Annotated in this window: 11 protein-coding genes (1 of these 11 cut by a window edge); 5 read left to right on the top strand and 6 right to left on the bottom strand. The window is 61.3% G+C overall.

Features of this window, described 5'->3' with window-relative positions:
* Positions 1–36: 36 nt before the first annotated feature.
* Complete coding sequence (locus tag J2T09_RS09470; RefSeq protein ID WP_306833613.1) at positions 37–1,365, bottom strand: aminotransferase-like domain-containing protein; 1,329 nt, start codon at positions 1,363–1,365, stop codon at positions 37–39.
* A 102-nt stretch (positions 1,366–1,467) separates the two neighbouring features.
* Between J2T09_RS09470 and J2T09_RS09465 the strand changes: the two genes are divergently transcribed.
* From J2T09_RS09465 to J2T09_RS09445, 5 genes are all read left to right on the top strand, one after another.
* Complete coding sequence (locus tag J2T09_RS09465; RefSeq protein ID WP_306833611.1) at positions 1,468–2,436, top strand: nitrate ABC transporter substrate-binding protein; 969 nt, start codon at positions 1,468–1,470, stop codon at positions 2,434–2,436.
* 50 nt (positions 2,437–2,486) lie between these two features.
* A complete protein-coding gene (locus J2T09_RS09460; protein WP_306833609.1) occupies positions 2,487–3,374 on the top strand; it encodes an ABC transporter substrate-binding protein in 888 nt (295 codons plus the stop codon).
* Positions 3,371–4,300 carry an amino acid ABC transporter permease gene (locus J2T09_RS09455; RefSeq protein WP_306833607.1) on the top strand — a complete coding sequence of 310 codons (930 nt, stop codon included), beginning with the start codon at positions 3,371–3,373 and terminating at the stop codon, positions 4,298–4,300. Before J2T09_RS09460 ends, J2T09_RS09455 begins: the two co-directional genes overlap by 4 nt.
* Positions 4,297–5,076 carry an amino acid ABC transporter ATP-binding protein gene (locus J2T09_RS09450; protein ID WP_306833605.1) on the top strand — a complete coding sequence of 260 codons (780 nt, stop codon included), beginning with the start codon at positions 4,297–4,299 and terminating at the stop codon, positions 5,074–5,076. The genes J2T09_RS09455 and J2T09_RS09450 overlap by 4 nt, the downstream gene beginning before the upstream one ends.
* Before the next feature lie 74 nt (positions 5,077–5,150).
* Positions 5,151–6,335, top strand: a complete 1,185-nt coding sequence (locus tag J2T09_RS09445; protein ID WP_306833604.1) for a M20 aminoacylase family protein — start codon at positions 5,151–5,153, stop codon at positions 6,333–6,335.
* A 75-nt stretch (positions 6,336–6,410) separates the two neighbouring features.
* On the opposite strand, the gene J2T09_RS09440 is transcribed toward J2T09_RS09445, so the two are convergent.
* The 5 genes from J2T09_RS09440 to J2T09_RS09420 form a co-directional block, all read right to left on the bottom strand.
* Entirely contained in the window at positions 6,411–7,094 is a 684-nt protein-coding gene (locus tag J2T09_RS09440) for a hypothetical protein (RefSeq protein WP_306833602.1), read from the bottom strand.
* Between the two features lie 194 nt (positions 7,095–7,288).
* The gene (locus J2T09_RS09435; protein ID WP_306833600.1) at positions 7,289–9,013 is read right to left on the bottom strand and encodes a flotillin family protein; all 1,725 of its coding nucleotides are present in this window, start codon (positions 9,011–9,013) and stop codon (positions 7,289–7,291) included.
* Positions 9,010–9,660, bottom strand: a complete 651-nt coding sequence (locus J2T09_RS09430; RefSeq protein ID WP_306833598.1) for an OB-fold-containig protein — start codon at positions 9,658–9,660, stop codon at positions 9,010–9,012. The genes J2T09_RS09435 and J2T09_RS09430 overlap by 4 nt, the downstream gene beginning before the upstream one ends.
* A gap of 5 nt (positions 9,661–9,665) precedes the next feature.
* Complete coding sequence (locus J2T09_RS09425) at positions 9,666–10,799, bottom strand: PspA/IM30 family protein (protein WP_306833595.1); 1,134 nt, start codon at positions 10,797–10,799, stop codon at positions 9,666–9,668.
* 230 nt (positions 10,800–11,029) lie between these two features.
* A protein-coding gene (locus tag J2T09_RS09420) for an Ig-like domain-containing protein (protein WP_306833594.1) crosses the window boundary here: on the bottom strand, positions 11,030–16,886 show its 3' portion. 22,373 nt of this gene lie beyond the right edge of the window; 5,857 of the gene's 28,230 nt are visible here — the last part of the coding sequence; the start codon falls outside the window, past its right edge; the stop codon is at positions 11,030–11,032.

Raw genomic sequence — 16,886 nt, 5'->3', positions numbered from 1 at the left:
CTCCCCGCAGGCGGGGAGAAGGGAACAAGCGTCCCCTCACCCGCCCGCTGCCGCCAGCGCAATTGCCTCCGCCACCTCGTCTGCGCGATCCTCGAGCGTGCTCGTCGCCACGCGCAGGTGATGACTCTGTAAAAACGAGAACTTGTTGCCGGGTTGGACAGCGATGCCGCGGGCGGCAAGCGTGACCATTGCGAAAGGTTCACTTTCAACCGTAACCCAGGCGCACAGGCCGCTGCCGACCGTGGCCGTGACGCCGCGGGCCGTCAGTCGTTCCGTCAGGCCATCACGCCGCGTCTTGTAGATGGCGCGGGCATTACGGACGATGGCTTGCGTGGCCTCATCACGCAGCAACCAGGCGCCGGCCGCCTGCAGGATGCGGCTCGTCCAGGCGGCACTGAAACTGCGATAGGACTGGATTTGCTCGACAATCGCCTTCGTGCTGGACAAAACGGCCAGACGCAGATCCGGGCCATGGGTTTTCGAAAACGACATGATGTGGATGACGCGATCGGGAAACTCCTGCCCCAGCGAATGCCGTCCGCTTTCGGCGATATCGGCGACACCGTCATCCTCGATGATGAGAGTATCGCTGCCGCGCAAGATGTCCGCCAGTTCCCACATCCGCCCGGAGGTGACGGTGCGACCCGTCACAGAATGCAGGCGCGGTTGAAACAGGAAGACCACCGGCTTGTAGCGCATCGCCTCCTGAAGTGACGATGGGATAGGCCCGTCCTGATCGCATTTCACCGGAATGATATGGGCGCCGAGATGTTCGAGAATATCGAGAAGGCGCATGGCCGTCGGCTCCTCGATGGCGACGGGTGCACCCGGCGTCACCAGCGCATGGATGGCGGTATAGACGGCGTTGTAACCGCCGTTCATGGTCAGGAATGCCTCCGCCTCGTATGGCCATGTCCTGCGCACTTCCATTTCCAGTTCCGGGAGGATGCGGCTGCGCTCATAGCTGTTGAGATCGTCCGCCGAGGCACCATAGATCAGCGCCTTTTCCAGCGGCGGAAGCAGTTTTTGATCCGGCACGGCCATGGTCAGATCGAGCGCATCGGGGCCGTAGCGACCGGAACTCGCCAATCGTTCCGGCTTGGCGATGAAACGGTCGCCGCTTACCCAGGTACCGTTTCGACCTCGGCCAGTGATGATTTTCTGCTTGCGAAGCTCGCTCCAGGCCTCGGAAATCGTCGCGGGGCTGACGCCGAGCGAAAAAGCGAGATCCCGAATTGGAGGCAGCTTTGCCCCTACCGGCAACGCACCGGCACGGATCAAGGCACTGGTTTCCAACGCGATTCCGCGAATTGTACGATCGCTCAATTTTTGTGCAAACCAGTTCGAATCGTAAGCGTCGTTCATTCTTTCACCAAATTTAATGTTCAATAACGTAATAACATTTGATCATTTCAAAATGAACATTTTAATCTCAGTCCATCAGCATTTTCTGAATGAGTAGCACAAATGACACTGCGCCTTCGAATTGCACTGCGTGACTGGGACTACATGACGCCGCTGGTTCTCGGTGACGTCACCTCCGACAAGCTCGACCTTCAGGTCGACCGCATCGGCACGCTGGTTTCCCATCTCGGCAAGGACCCGGACCACGACGCCGCCGAAATCTCCTTCAGCCGCTATACCCAGCTTCGCCATGACGGTGATGACACGATCGTCGGCATCCCCAACTTCATCATGCGCGGTTTTCGCCATCGCTGCATCATGACCATGGCCGACAGTGACATCACCACGCTCGGCCAGCTGAAAGGCAAGCGTATCGGCGTGACCGGCTGGCGCGACAGTGGCAATACCTGGACACGCGCCGCCATTCGCCGCGAAGGTGTCGAGGTCAAGGACGCCATGTGGTATGCCGGTCGCCTGACCGAAGCCCATCCGATCACCGATCGTCTGGACGGTTTCGGCCAGCCAGGACTGATCGAAGCCTGCCCCGGCGAAAAGCCGATGGTGGATCTTTTGCGCGAAGGTGGACTGGATGCGATCTTCACCCCGTTCATGCCGAACGGTTATTTCGAGCCGGGCTCACCTTACCGCCAGGTTCTTTCGGATTTCCGTGGCGAGGAACAGCGCTATTTCAACGAGGTCGGTTATGTTCCCGGCATGCACCTGATCGGCATCAAGGCCGAGATCGTTGCGGAAAATCCGTGGGTGATCGCCGAAGTCAACCGTCTGGTGGACGAGTCGCAAAAAATGTGGACGGAAAAGCGCCGCAAATATGCCGAGACCACGCCGTGGATGTTCGACGAAGTGCTCAAGAACTCGCGCGAACTGCCCAAGGGCTGGGATGCCAGCGGCTTTGCCGTCAACCGCAAGATGATCGACGACTTCGCCGGTGAACTGCATGCGCAGGGTATCATGAAACGTCACATGACGCCGGAAGAGCTTTTTGCATACGATACCGACGGTAGCCGGATCTGAAACTTTCGCCTCTCAAGAAACGTAGCTTTGTAAAACAAAGGGGAATGAACATGTCGCATAAGAAACTTATCGCTCTCGCATTGGTCGGCGTGGCCCTTGCCGGTGTCGCGAAAGCACAGGACGCTTCCATCAAGCTGGAAATGGTCAAGGAACTGAACGATCGCCTGGCGGCAGACATCAAGGCCGCCGGCAAGATGACTTCGGTCAACAACGGCTCCTTCCCTCCCTACGAAATCGTCACCGGCACGGAAATGACCGGCGCCAGCGCCGACCTGACCGATGCGCTCGGACAGGTTCTCGGAATCAAGATCGACCATGCGACCGTGGGCGGCCTTCCGGCACTGCTGGCCGGCGTCAATTCCAATCGCTACCAGTTCGCCTTCGGCCCGGTCGGTGATTTCAAGAGCCGCGAGGAAGCCAACGATTTCGTCAACTGGGTCCAGGAATTCGTGGTCTTCGCCGTGCAGAAGGGCAACCCGAAGGGCATTACCTCGCTCGACACCGCCTGCGGCCAGCGCATTGCCGTCATGGCCGGCGGTTCTGCCGAGCGCGTCATCCAGGCACAGTCGGAAAAGTGCAAGACCGACGGCAAGGAAGCCGTGGCCGTGCAGTCATACACCGACCAGCCGGCCTCGATCCTCGCCGTCCGCTCCAAGCGCGCCGACGCCTTCTTCTCCTCGCAGGCACCGCTGACCTATTTCGTTTCACAGGCCAACGGCCAGCTGGAACTGACCGGCGTGGGTGAAAAGAACGGTTTCGACGACCTTTATCAGGGCGCCGTGGTACCGAAGGGTTCGCCGCTCGGTCCGCTCTTGAAGGATGCCGTCAAGGTTCTGATGGACAACGGCACCTATGCGACCATCATGAAGAAGTGGGGCCTTGAGAACAACATGCTCAAGGAACCGGGCATCAACCTCGGTGGACAGCTGCCGAAATGAGCACGAACACCTCAACACAGGCAGCGCCTTCGGGCGCTGCGGATTTCCGCGATGTGGCGACCGCCCACGCGCCGTTCCGTTACGGGCGCCTCGCGCTCTGGCTGATCGTGACGATCGTCGTCGCCGATTTCGGCTGGATCGTCGCCAATAACGAGAATTTCGGCTGGCCGGTCGTTGCCCAGTATTTCTTCGACCCGACGGTGCTGAGCGGCCTTTACGTCAGCCTCGGACTCACCGTGATCGCCATGATCCTCGGCGTGGCGCTCGGCCTGATCATCGCCATCATGCGCATGTCCGACGACAGGCTGGCGAGCGGTTTTGCCTCGTTGTTCATCTGGTTCTTCCGCGGCACACCGCTGCTCGTCCAGCTGATCTTCTGGTACAACATGTCGACACTGTTCCCGAACCTGTCGATCGCCATCCCTTTTGGCCCGACGCTTGCCAGCTGGGACACCAATTCGGTGATCACGCCGATGACGGCAGCAATCGTGGGTCTGGCGCTCAACGAAGCGGCCTATATGGCGGAAATCATCCGCGGCGGCCTGCTTTCGGTCGAACGCGGACAGGCGGAAACCGCACAGGCCTTCGGCATGACCAGGGCGCGCGCACTTCGCCGCATCATCATTCCGCAGGCCATGCGCTCCATCGTTCCGCCGACCGGCAACCAGCTGATCAGCATGATCAAGGCGACCTCGCTGGTCAGCGTCATCGCCATGGCCGATCTGCTCTATTCGGTGCAGTCGATTTATAACCGCACCTTCGAAATCGTGCCCATGCTGATGGTTGCGGTTATCTGGTACCTGCTGATCACGTCCGTCCTGAACATCGGCCAGAGCTATATCGAAGCCTATTACGGCCGCAGCGACCGCCGCAACGCGACAGCCGCCGCCAAACCGGCGGCTGTCACAGAGGAGGCAAGCCATTGACCCCTATCGTTGATGCAAAACCTCTCGTTCAGGCCCGCAATGTCCACAAGGCTTTCGACCAGCTCGAAGTCTTGAAGGGTATCGACCTCGATGTTGCGCCCGGCGAGGTCGTCGTCATTCTGGGGCCGTCCGGCTCGGGCAAATCGACGTTTCTGCGCTGTATCAACCACCTCGAAAGCATCCAGCAGGGCTTTATCGAGGTGGATGGCGAGCAGATCGGCTACCGGGTGAAGAACGACCGGCTGGAAAAGCTGACCGATAACGGCATTGCCAAGCAGCGCCGCAAGATCGGCATGGTGTTCCAGCAGTTCAATCTCTACCCGCATATGACGGTGCTGCAGAACATCATCGAGGCACCGGTCGGCGTACACGGCCAGAGCCGCAAGGATGCGATCGAAAACGCCCGCCAGTTGCTGAAGCGTGTCGGCCTGTCGGAAAAGGAAGGCAATTATCCGCGCCAGCTTTCCGGCGGCCAGCAGCAGCGCGTGGCGATTGCCCGTGCGCTTGCGATCAAACCGAAACTGATGCTGTTCGATGAGCCGACCTCGGCGCTCGATCCCGAACTCGTCGGCGAAGTGCTGGCGACGATGAAGGATCTGGCAAGCCAAGGCCTGACCATGATCGTCGTCACCCACGAGATCGGTTTCGCCAGGGAAGCTGCCGACCGGGTTGTTTTCATGGATGGCGGTGTCATCGTCGAACAGGGCAAGCCGGAAGATGTGATCGGCAACCCGCAGCACCCGCGCACACAGGCTTTTCTGTCGCGTTTCCTATAAAATGTCCTCCCCGACTAGCCCCGGCCGAAAGGCCGGGGCCTTTTTCTTTGAAATTCAAGAAGTCTGGATAGATCATGCCAATTCAAGACAATCTGTACGCCCGCGTTGCCGATTTCGACGCGATGGAAGCCGAACTGAAGGCGACCCGCCAGCACCTGCACGCAAACCCGGAACTTTCCTTCGAGGAAGCGGAAACGGCCCGTTACGTGGCCGACAAGCTGGAAGGCTGGGGTTTTGACGTGACCCGCAATGTCGGCGGCCATGGCGTCGTTGCAACGCTCAAGAACGGCACCGGCACCAAGAGCATCGGCATCCGCGCCGACATGGACGCGCTGCCGATCGCCGAGGAAACCGGTGTGGCCTATGCCAGCACGGTGCCCGGCAAGATGCATGCCTGCGGCCATGACGGCCACACGACCATGCTGCTGGGTGCCGCCGAATATCTGGCCCGCACCAAGCGTTTCAACGGCACGGTGACGCTGATCTTCCAGCCTGCCGAAGAAGCCGGCAAGGACAGCGGCGCGCAGAAAATGATCGCTGACGGTCTGTTCGATCGCTTCCCGATCGACGCCATTTTTGGCCTGCACAACCATCCGGGCATGCCGGCCGGCGCGTTGCTCACCCGTCCGGGCGCGATCATGGCCGGCGGCAATACGGTAAAAATCACCATTCATGGCAAGGGCGGCCATGCCTCGCGTCCGCACCTGACGGTGGACCCGGTGCTGATCGCCTGCAATCTCGTTGTCACTCTGCAGTCCATCGTGTCGCGCAATGTCGATCCGACCCAGACGGCGGTCGTGACCGTCAGCACCATCCATGCGGGCAAGGCGTCGAACGTCATTCCGAACACCGCCGAGATTTCGATGAGCGTGCGCTACTTCGATCCGGCCATTGCCGAACTGCTGGAAGAGCGCATCCGCAAGCTCGCTCACAGTGTTGCGGAAGGCCATGGCGCGACAGCCGAGATCGAATACGAATACGGTTACCCGGTGGTGCTGAACTCGGAAGCCGAAACCGCGTTTGCGAACGAAGTGGCACGTGAACTGGTAGGTGACGAAAACGTCTCCACCTGCCCGCCGCTGCCGGGCAGCGAGGATTTTGCCTATTTCCTCCACCACCGCCCCGGCAGTTTTCTGCGCCTCGGCAACGGCAAGGATTCAGCCATTCTTCACTCGTCGAAATATGATTTCAACGATGGCAGCCTGACCACCGGTTCGGCCATGTGGGCGCGTCTGGCGGAGCGTTATCTCGACGCCTAAGCGGCCTCTTCGGCAAAAATGAAAAGCCTCCCGTGGCGCATGCCGCAGGAGGCTTTTTCGTGGTGGGGAACACCTTCACTTTGCGAAGGGGAGTGCATCTGCTCGTTCGAGTGTGCCGGGCGGGATACCCCTGCGATCCTCCGGCGCCATCATGCCTCGGGTGGAATAGTTCAGGTAGTCCCAGAACCGACCCCACATCGGAGAACGCACGCCGGCGTAATAACCTTCGTGCTCGCTCAGCGCCTTGTCGCGCCAGCGCTCGGCAATCTCCGGCGATACCAGCGCAAACAACATCGTGTCGCCATCCGTGGCATCGACGGACAGGAGGACACGGCCGTCATCCGCGATGGTTTTTTCCAGCTCTCTTGTCGCCTCGGCATATTTCTCCCAGACAACACGGTGATAGTCCTTTATGTCGCCCGGCGGTTGCTCGCCGATGATCAGGGGACCAAAAACAATCCTCGCGGCATCAGGCAGCGTTTTCTCGCTGATGACATTGTCATCCTGCCAGATCGAAAAGATTTCGGCGGTATATTTGTCTTCGACCGAATACAGCTTTTGAGCATTATCGAGCAGGCTGACCGTTGCCAGGAACAGCCGGTGGCGCGGCGGATAGTCTTCTGCGCCGTAAAATCCGATGGTCTCGATGTCGGTCGGCGGATCGGCCGCCATCTGCCGGACCTTGTCGATAATGGCGGCGTCATTTCCCGAAAAATCGGACGCGAAGGCAATGATGTCGGCATAGTCTTCGGCTGGCATTTTCGCTCCTGTATCTTGCGCGGCGAACAGACTGGAAAGCAGGGCGGCAACCAGCAAAACAACCGTCATGCCGGTTGGGCGAAGAAACGAAAATCCGATGCGATTGAAGGACATCACCTGCTCCTCGTGTCGGGTGTTTGGTCGCCATGGCCGGAAAGGGCGGAAATTCCGCCCTCCCGTTTCTCTATACCTGATCAGCCGTTATCCGGCTGCGGACCCTTTACGACACTCTCGGCCGGCTTCGGTGCTGCCGGAGGAGCGGCAACCGTCTTCGGCTTCGCCGGCGGCTGCAGGTCGCCCATCAGAGAGGCGATGGCGTTTTCGCCGGTAAAGCCTGCTTCCTTCAAGAGCTGGTCGAGAACCGGCTTGTTGGCCTGATAGCTCAAGAGCTGGCCGGCGAGACCTTCGCCGAGGCCGACGCCGGAACCGCCGCCTTCGCCGCCACGGCCCAGCATGCCGCCGGTGTCGAAGATGCGGATATCGGAAATCTTCTCGATCGGCTTGACCGCTTCCGCCAGCGCCTGCGGGATGATGCGGATGCGTTCGCGCAGGATTTCGTAATCGATGATGGCGGCGCTGAGGCGGTTGCGCGCCTCGTTGAGCAGGGCTTCGCTTTCGGCTTCCGCCTTGCCGGTTTCCAGCACGCCCTTGGCGCGGATGATCGCGGCATCGGCTTCGGCGTTGGCGAGCGTCTTGATGGCATCGGCCTGATCGACGGCCGCCTGCTTTTCAGCCTCGGCACCAACGGTGACGGCGGTCGCTTCGGTCTCGGCCTTCTTGCGGGCGTCGATGATGGCGATCTGGCGTTCACGTTCGGCGATTTCGACGGCCTTGGCGGTCGATACCTTTTCTTCAGCGGCAATCGCAAGGGCGCGGGCTTCTTCGGCGCGGGCCTTGGATTCCGACTCTTCGCGGCTCTTGTTGGCAACCGCGATGGCGCTTTCCTGCGAGACGATCTGCAGGTCGCGACGGGCTTCGGTGTCACGCTGCTGAACGGCACGGGTGGCATCGATATTGGCGCTTTCGCGGGCCTGTTTTGCCGCCGCTTCGCGTTCGGCAATCGCCTGTTCGGAGGCGATACGGGCCTCTTCTTCGGCGCGCTTGGCGGCCTGTTCCTGCTGCGCGGTCTCGGCGCGGGTGGCAGCCGACTTGTTTGCGACGTCGCGTTCCTGGTTCAGCTCCGCCTCGCGCTTGGTGCGCTCGATGGTCAGCGACTGCTGGCGGGCTTCAAGGTCCTTCTGGGCGATCGCCACTTCGGTATCGCGAACGATCTCGTTGCGTTCCTTCTTGCGCGCCTCAGTGATGCGGGTGAGCGTGGCAAGGCCCTGCGCATCGAAGAAGTTGTTGGCGTTGAAATGTTTGATATCGGTCTGGTCGAGACGGGTGAGCGACACCGATTCCAGTTCGAGACCGTTCGATTGCAGATCGGAGCCGACGGCTTCCTGCACGGCCTTGACGAAGTCCATGCGCTGTTCCTGCAGGGCATCGAGGTTCATTGTGGCGGCAACCGAGCGCAGACCATCGACGAATTTCGCTTCGATGAGGATACGCAGCTGTTCGGCATCATTGGTACGGTCACCCAGCGTCTGGGCGGCGAGCGCGATGGAGGAAGCATCCGGCTTGACGCGGACATAGAACTCGGCGCCGATATCGACGCGCATACGGTCCTTGGTGATCAGCGCATCGCCCTCACCGCGACGCACTTCGAGGCGCAGCGTCTTCAGATTGACGCGGGCGATGGAGTGAAAGATCGGCAGCACGACGGAACCGCCGTCGAGAACGACCTTCTGGCCACCCAGACCGGTGCGGACATAGGCTTCGTCACGGCTGGAACGGGTGTAAAGCGAGGCGACGACGAAGGCGATGCCGAAGATCGCGACAAGGCCGATGCCGGCGGGCAACAACAGATCGTATATCATGGAAGCTCCGTAGAGGTTGGGTTCGGCTCCGCGGTCAGGTCCGACGGTGCAACGATGGCAATGAAGACGTTTGAAACTTTATCGACGAGCAGGACTTGCCGCCCGATCGGAATGGCGGTGGAATCGGCTGCGGCGCGCGCACGCAAAGTGTGCCAGTTGCCGTGACGATCCTTGATGCGCACCCGGCCGGGCAGGCCCTGATCGAGCGGGCCGACGGTCACTTCGGCGATCCGGCCGACAAAATCGGCCGGATCGATGACATAGGTTTCGTCACGCGGGACGATGCGCGAAACAAGGCCACTCGCCCAGCGCGCCTGCGGAACGGCGAGCGCGAAGGCGGGAATCGAGGCAATCAATGCCGGCAGCGGCGTGAAGACGGCGCGCGCCACGGCCTGCAGCACAAAGCCGTTGATGGCGAAAAAGCCGAGAAAGATCAGCAGCAGAACCAGAACCGGCACGCCGCCACGATTGACCCAGGACATCAGGCCGGAAAGCCCGCCGCCTTGGCCCTCCGGCATCGCCTTGTCCACCAGTTCGCTGAGCGAGACGCCGATCAGCAGGCAGCCGACCTCGAGCACCGTTATGGTGACGAGAATGATGCTGGCCACTGCAAACGGCGCCGCCTGAGGGGCGAGAAAAAGGTCCATGGGCGTCAGTTCTGACCGGATTTGAACTGGGCCAGACGTGCCTCGATGGCCTGTTCGCGGTGCAGGCGGTCAAGTTCGTCCAGTTCGGCGGAACCCTTGTGATCGGCGGAGGCAACACCGGTCAGGCGCGAAACGGTGGCAGAGGCACGGGCAGCGCCATCCGCCGGATTTTTACGCGCCTCGGCGCCCTCGCCGGCTTCCGGGAACTGTTCAAGGCTGCGCTTCAGCGCGGCCAGTTTTTCCTCACCCTCGCGGCGGGTGGCAAGCACCGCCTGCAATGCCTGGCTGCCTTCGGCCAGTTGTTCACGCGCACCGGCGAGCGCCTTGTCGAGTGCGGCCAACTGCGATTCCAGATCGATCTGGCGGGCGACACCGGCCTTGGCGAGATCATCGCGGCCGGCAGACACCGCCGTGCGGATCTTTTCGTCCAGCGCCTGGAGGTCGGAGCCGATCTCGTTGCGGCGCGTCAGGATGCGGTATTCCTCGGCGCGCGACTTGCCGAGATCGGCGCGTGCCTCTTCGGCGGCGCTATCTATTTCGCGCAGCGCCTGCTCGACGACGGCAACCTTGTTGGCGCCTTCGGCCTTGTCGACGGCCGCATTCGCCATTCCGGCGATCAGGCGGCCCATGCGGGAAAGAATGCCTTCATTGGTCATGATCGTCTTCTCCGTTCTGTTCGCGTGCGTGGTGACACCGATATGGATCTGGTAACTGCCGTTCTGCGCAACGAGTTGCGCAGGAAAAATGCCGGACACGCCGGCTGAATATCCCGCAACGTCATAGGGCACGGACACGCGCCCCTGCACGGTTGCGATGGTCAGCGTCGAAGGGCCCTTGATGGCGAAAAGTTTTTCATCGAGCGGCAAACGGTCGGGTTTTGCCGCATGGTTCCGGTTGGAGGCGAAATCGCGCAGGCCAAGCGTGACCAGCCGGGCCGGCAGATGCGTGCGCTCACGCACTGTTTCATAAGCGAGCTCATGCAGGGTCACGAGATTGGCGCCGCCTTTCTCGGAGGCGAGATCGTCCAGCATGGAAAGCATCGCCGCATAGGCCTCGAAGGTTTCCTCGAAAGCCTGCTTCGCCTGCTCGTCGGGAGCAAGTTCATAGCGCAAAGTCGATTTGTGTGTACTTTGTGGCATGCTTAAATATGTAAAGCACCGCTTTAGTGCTTTCAAGGGTAGAAACACCCATTTTGAGTTGCGGAAAACCGCAATGACGCCGCCTTGCGGCTGCACGACGCGGAGCCGAGCAGCAGGCGCAGGTTCAAGGCTGACGTATGACATTGAAGATAAAAAGAAAAAGGCATGGCCACCGAAAGCAGCCATGCCTCACCTTGTTCAGACGACGCTTGTCCCTACTCCCGCCGCCCCTACTCCCGCCATTGGGCCAGTGCCCGCGACAGATCGGACGCCGCATCCTCGCCCATGGTCAGCTGATATTGCAGCTCGTCGGAGAACAGGCTGGGGATCAGCAGCGCCTCGCGGTCGCTTTCGTGGTTCATGATCGAGCCGTTCATCAGGTCGATACGGACATCATCGGCAACCGGTTCACCTTCCGGCGAGATGCCGCTGATGCGGATATCGATGGATGGCAGGCCCGCGGGTGGCTGGCCGATCACGACACCCTGGCGGGTGGCGCGCAGCCAGCCGGGCAATGGCGAACCGTCTGCCAGCGTGACCGTGAAGGCCGCGCCATCGCCGTAACCGGGTGACGGCATGATGTAGAGCTGGCCGGCATAGATCATCGTATCGACGCTGAACCAGGTCAGCGAATCCCGGCCATCGAACAGACGGGTATTCGATCCACCCTTGTAGAAACCGACCGTGAATTCATCGATGCGGCGGCCGCTCTCGATCCATTCGCTGATCTGGCGGGCGGCGTGCAGCACGGCGCCCTCATCCGGCAGCGAGCCGATGCCGTTGAGCGAGCGGATCGAGTTGGTAACGCTGTTGATCGGGCCATTCTCGCCGATATCCCCGGCGATACCGTTGAGGCTTTCCATGACGGAACCGCTGGCCGGCGCAAACGTGCCGCCTGTGCTGCTGTCGTCGGGCGTCCACGTCACGGTCGGGGCCTCGCCACCCAGATTGGGCGCCGGGGGCAGATATTCGTTGGTGCCCGGCGGTGGCTCCGGCGGTTGCGGCGGCTGAGGGTTATTGGCGGAAACGACGGTGATCGTTACCGTGTAGGACGAGACGTTTTCGCCGTCGCTGACCGTATAAACAAAGCTGTCCGAACCGTAATAGCCGGGGGCCGGCTGATAGCGATAGGTGCCATCCGGCAGGATGACCAGCGTGCCATGGGCCGGCTGCTGGCCGACACCATAGGTGAGCGGCTCGCCTTCCGGATCGACGGCGGGCGGCAGGGTGCCGGTCGAGATCGCATCCTGTGGCACTGAAATGGCGGCATCGGAGCCCACCGGCGCATCATTGATCGGCGTGACCTCGATGACGACGCGATATGTCGCGCTCGTCACCCCGTCGCTAACGACATAGGTGAAGACATCGGTGCCGCTGTAATTGCGGTTCGGCACGTAACGATAGACACCATTCGCATCGATGGTGACGCGGCCATGTGCAGCATCGACACCGAGAGAATAGCTGACCGGCTGGCCTTCGGGATCTGTCGCCGTCGGCAGCTGGCCGGAGAGTGCCGTGTCTTCCGGAGTCGTGGCGGCAAGATCGGCTGCCACCGGCGGCGCATTCGGCGCGGTCACGTTGATCGTCACCGTATAGGTGGTGCTGAGCGTGCCGTCGCTCACCGTATAGGTGAAGCTGTCGGGACCGCCGTAACCGGCTGCCGGCGTATAGCTGTAACGGCCGTCCGCCGTGACGGTGACGGTGCCATGCGCTGGGCCATCGGCCAGCGCATAGGTGACCGGTGTGCCATCCGCATCGAGCGCGATCGGCAATGCGCCGGTCGACGTTACATTCGGGCCGACCGTGATGGACAGGTCGGAACCTTCCGGCGCGTCGTTGACCGGGGCGACATTGACGGTCGCCGTATAGGTCGAGATCGAGGTGCCGTCGCTCACCGTATAGGTGAAGGTATCGGTGCCGTTGAAATTGCGGCCCGGCGTGTAGGTGAAGGTGCCATCCGCATTGACCGTGACCCGACCATAAACCGGGCCGGCACCAAGGCTGTAGGTGAGCCTGTCGCCATCCGGATCGGTCGCGATCGGCAACCGGCCATTGGTGACGGTATCTTCCTGGGCGGCGATGACTGCATCCGATCCCTGCGGCGCATCATTGACCGGCACGACATTGATGCTGATCGTATATTGGCGCGTGAACACGCCGTCGGTGACGCTGTAGGTAAAGCTGTCGCGACCGTAATAGTCGGCCGCCGGCACGTAACGATACGTTCCATCCGCATTGACTGTGACCGTGCCGTGACCGGCCTGACCGACCAGCGCATAGGACAGCGGATCGCCATCGGCATCGGTCGCGACCGGCAGACGGCCGTCGAACGGCACGTCCTCGATGACATTGATATTGCCATTGGCGCCGACCGGCGCATCCGGGACCGGCGTGACATTGACCGTGACCGTATAGGTCGAGGTCAGGCTGCCATCGCTGACCGTATAGGTGAAGCTGTCGGCCCCGAAATAGTTGGCGGCCGGCACATAGGTGTAGGTGCCGTTCGGCCGGACCGTCACAACGCCATGGGCGGGAGCGGTGCCGAGGCCGTAAGTGAGATTTGTATTATCGGGATCTATTGCGACCGGCAGCGTGCCGCTGGCAGAACCGTCTTCCGCAACAGTGAAGGCATGGTTCGAACCGACCGGCGGATCGTTGACGGGCAACACGGTGACGGTGATCGTGCGGACGATCGTGTTGACGCCATCCGTGACGCTGTAGGTGAAGCTGTCGGAGCCGAAATAGTTGGCAGCCGGGGTGTAACGATAGGTACCGTCGCCCAGAACCGTGACGGTGCCATGCGCGGCCTGGCCGGCAAGCGCATAGGTGAGCTGTTCGCCTTCCGGATCGCTGGCGAGCGGCAGGCGACCGTCATAGGGCACATCCTCCGTCACCGTCGCGGTGCCGTCGAAGCCGATCGGCGGATCGTTCTGTGCAGCAACGTTGATCGTCACCGTGTAGGTGGAGATCGCCGTGCCGTCCGTCACCGTATAGGTGAAGCTGTCCGGACCGTTGTAATCCGGGTTCGGAACATAGGTGTAGGTGCCGTTCGGCCCGACTGTTGCCGTGCCATTGAGCGGCGCAACGCCGAGACCATAGGTCAGGTTTGCATTGTCGGGATCGGTCGCTACCGGCAGCGTGCCGCTGGCGGTTTCGTCTTCCTCGATGGAGATGGAAAGATCGGAACCACGTGGTGCATCATTGACCGCAGTGACGGAGATGGTGACCGTGTAGGTCGCCGTCTTGTCTCCATCGCTGACCGTGTAGGTGAAGCTGTCGGGGCCGTTATAATCGGCATTCGGCGTGTAAACGTAATCGCCATTGGTGGAGATCGTCACCGTGCCGTGCAACGGACCCTGCGGGCCGGCGCCGTAGAAGACCTGTTCACCTTCCGGATCGATGGCCGGCGGCAGGGTGCCGCTGTAAGCCTCGTCCTCGACCGCGACGATCGATGCATCGCTGCCGCGCGGCGCGTCGTTGACGCCCTGAACGTTGACCGTGACCGTATAGGTCTGCATCGCGTCACCATCGGTGACGGTATAGGTGAACGTGTCGGGGCCGGAATAATCCGGATAAGGCGTATAGGTGAAGTTGCGGCCGGGGCCGACCGTCACCGTACCGTTGACCGGCTGTGCGCCGATGCCATAAGTGACCGGATCGCCATCGGGATCGAAGGCGACCGGGAACTGGCCGCTATAGACCTGATCCTCGACGGGAGTGATGGTGATGTTGCTGCCGACAGGCGCATCGTTATCCGGACCGACCGTGACCTCGACAATGTAGGTCGATGTGCCCGCGCCATCGGTGACGGTGTATTCGAACCTGTCGGGGCCATTGTAATCGCGGGCCGGCGTATAGACGAATTCGCCATTGGCCGAGATGGTGACCGTGCCATGCGCGGGGGCAAGCTGGCCGGGCCCATAGGTGAAGGGCTGACCTTCCGGATCGATCGCCACCGGTAGGCGGCCGGTATAGACCTCATCCTCGAGAACGCTGATTTCCGTATCATTGGCGCGTGGCGCATCGTTGACGCCGTTGACGGTGATCGAGACGGTGTAGGTGGCGGTCGCGCTGCCGTCACTCACCGTATAGGTGAAACTGTCGGCGCCGAAATAATCCGGATAAGGCGTATAGACGTAATCGCCATCCGGCCCGATCGTCACCGTGCCATGCGAAGGCTGGGCGCCGACCGCATAGGTGACGTCATCGCCTTCAGGATCGACTGCCGTCGGCAACTGGCCGGAATAGGCCTGATCTTCCGTGACGGTGATGGCATCGTCGCTGCCACGCGGCGGATCGTTGACGCCGCCGACATTGACCGTGACCGTGTAGATATTGGTGGCGGCACCGTCCGATACGGTGAACTGGAACGTATCCGTACCGCTGTAATCGGCAGCCGGCGTGTAGCTGAACGTACCGTCGGGATTGATGACGACGGTGCCGTGGGCAGGCTGCGAGCCGAGGCCATAGGTGAAGGACTGGCCTTCCGGATCAATGGCCGGCGGCAGGTTGCCGTTATAGGTCTGATCTTCGGACGCGTTGATCGAGATATTGTTCGAACGCGGCGCATCATTGACGTTGGCGACATTGACCGTGACGGTGTAGCTGACGGTGTTGACGCCGTCCGTGACCGTATAGGTAAAGCTGTCAGGACCATAATAGTCCGCAGCCGGCGTGTAGATGAAATCGCCATTGGTCTGGACCGACACCGTGCCGTGCTGCGGCAGGATGCTGCCGACACCGTATTGCAGCGGCTGACCTTCCGGATCGACGGCTATCGGCAGGCGACCGGAATAGGCCTGGTCTTCCGTGGCGTTGATGGTGACATCACTGCCGCGCGGCGGATCGTTTTCACCCTGTACGTTGACAGTCACCGTATAGGTCGAGGTCGCGGAACCGTCGGTCACCGTATAGGTGAAACTGTCCGGGCCGTCGTAATCGGGGTTCGGCGTATAGGTGAAGGTGCCATTGGCCGAAACCGTGGCGGTACCGTTTGCCGGCTGCGAGCCGAGACCATAGGTGAAAGGCTGGCCTTCGGGATCGACTGCGACGGGCAGCGTGCCGGTAAAGGTCTGGTCTTCGTTCGCGGTGATCGTGATGTCGGATGCGCGCGGCGCATCATTGACCGGAGTGACGTTGACCGTGACCGTGTAGGTGTTGAAGGCGACACCATCGCTCACCGTGTAGGTAAACGTGTCCTGGCCATAATAATCGGGATTTGGGCGATAGGTGTAATTGCCCTGCGCATCGACCGTTGCCGTGCCGTGTGCCGGCCCGCCGGCGATCGCGTAGGTGACGTTGGAGCCTTCCGGATCCACGGCAACCGGCAGACGGCCGCTGGAAAGACTATCTTCCGGCATGGTGACCGTCAGATCGGCGCCGCGCGGGGCATCGTTGACATTGGTGACGGTGATTTCGATCCGGTATTCCACCGTCGCATCACCATCGGTGACACTGTAGATAAAGAAGTCGGGACCGACATAATCAGCGGCTGGAACATAGGTGTAGCGGCCATTGCCGAGAACCGTCACCGTGCCGTGACCGGCCTGATCGACCAGCGCATAGGTGAGCGTGTCGCTGTCGATATCGGTGGCCACCGGCAGGATGCCGTTATAGGGCGTATCCTCGGTGACGGTGATCGCACCATCGAAGCCGACCGGCGCATCATTGACCGGGGCGACATTGATGGTGACCGTATAGGTGGCGGTCGCCGTGCCATCGCTGACCGTATAGGTGAACGTGTCCTGCCCGAAGAAATCAGGCGCCGGCGTATAGGTGAAGTTGCGGCCACCGCCAAGCGTGACCGTACCGTGATCCGGCTGCGAACCGAGACCGTAGGTGACAGGCGAACCTTCCGGATCGATGGCAACGGGGAACTGGCCGTTGAGCGGCTGGTCTTCCGTGGCCGGCAAGGTCACATCGCTGCCGCGCGGCGCATCGTTGACCGGCGTGACGGTGACCGTGACCGTATAGGTCGCGGTGTCGACACCATCGCTCACCGTGTACTCAAAACTGTCCTGCCCGAAATAATCCTGGCGCGGAATATAGGTATAGGTGCCGTCGATATTGATCGTGACCGTACCGTTG

Source organism: Neorhizobium huautlense (assembly GCF_030811685.1).
In the GTDB taxonomy this organism is placed as follows: domain Bacteria; phylum Pseudomonadota; class Alphaproteobacteria; order Rhizobiales; family Rhizobiaceae; genus Neorhizobium; species Neorhizobium huautlense_A.
This window is presented reverse-complemented; position numbering and strand designations above follow the sequence as displayed.

Bases quoted from the DNA above. Each gene is read 5' to 3' on its own strand.
- J2T09_RS09465 (WP_306833611.1), top strand. From the start codon at position 1,468: ATGACACTGCGCCTTCGAATTGCACTGCGTGACTGGGACTACATGACG.
- J2T09_RS09470 (WP_306833613.1), bottom strand. From the start codon at position 1,365: ATGAACGACGCTTACGATTCGAACTGGTTTGCACAAAAATTGAGCGAT.
- J2T09_RS09440 (WP_306833602.1), bottom strand. From the start codon at position 7,094: ATGCCAGCCGAAGACTATGCCGACATCATTGCCTTCGCGTCCGATTTT.
- J2T09_RS09455 (WP_306833607.1), top strand. From the start codon at position 3,371: ATGAGCACGAACACCTCAACACAGGCAGCGCCTTCGGGCGCTGCGGAT.
- J2T09_RS09430 (WP_306833598.1), bottom strand. From the start codon at position 9,660: ATGGACCTTTTTCTCGCCCCTCAGGCGGCGCCGTTTGCAGTGGCCAGC.
- J2T09_RS09425 (WP_306833595.1), bottom strand. From the start codon at position 10,799: ATGCCACAAAGTACACACAAATCGACTTTGCGCTATGAACTTGCTCCC.
- J2T09_RS09435 (WP_306833600.1), bottom strand. From the start codon at position 9,013: ATGATATACGATCTGTTGTTGCCCGCCGGCATCGGCCTTGTCGCGATC.
- J2T09_RS09445 (WP_306833604.1), top strand. From the start codon at position 5,151: ATGCCAATTCAAGACAATCTGTACGCCCGCGTTGCCGATTTCGACGCG.
- J2T09_RS09460 (WP_306833609.1), top strand. From the start codon at position 2,487: ATGTCGCATAAGAAACTTATCGCTCTCGCATTGGTCGGCGTGGCCCTT.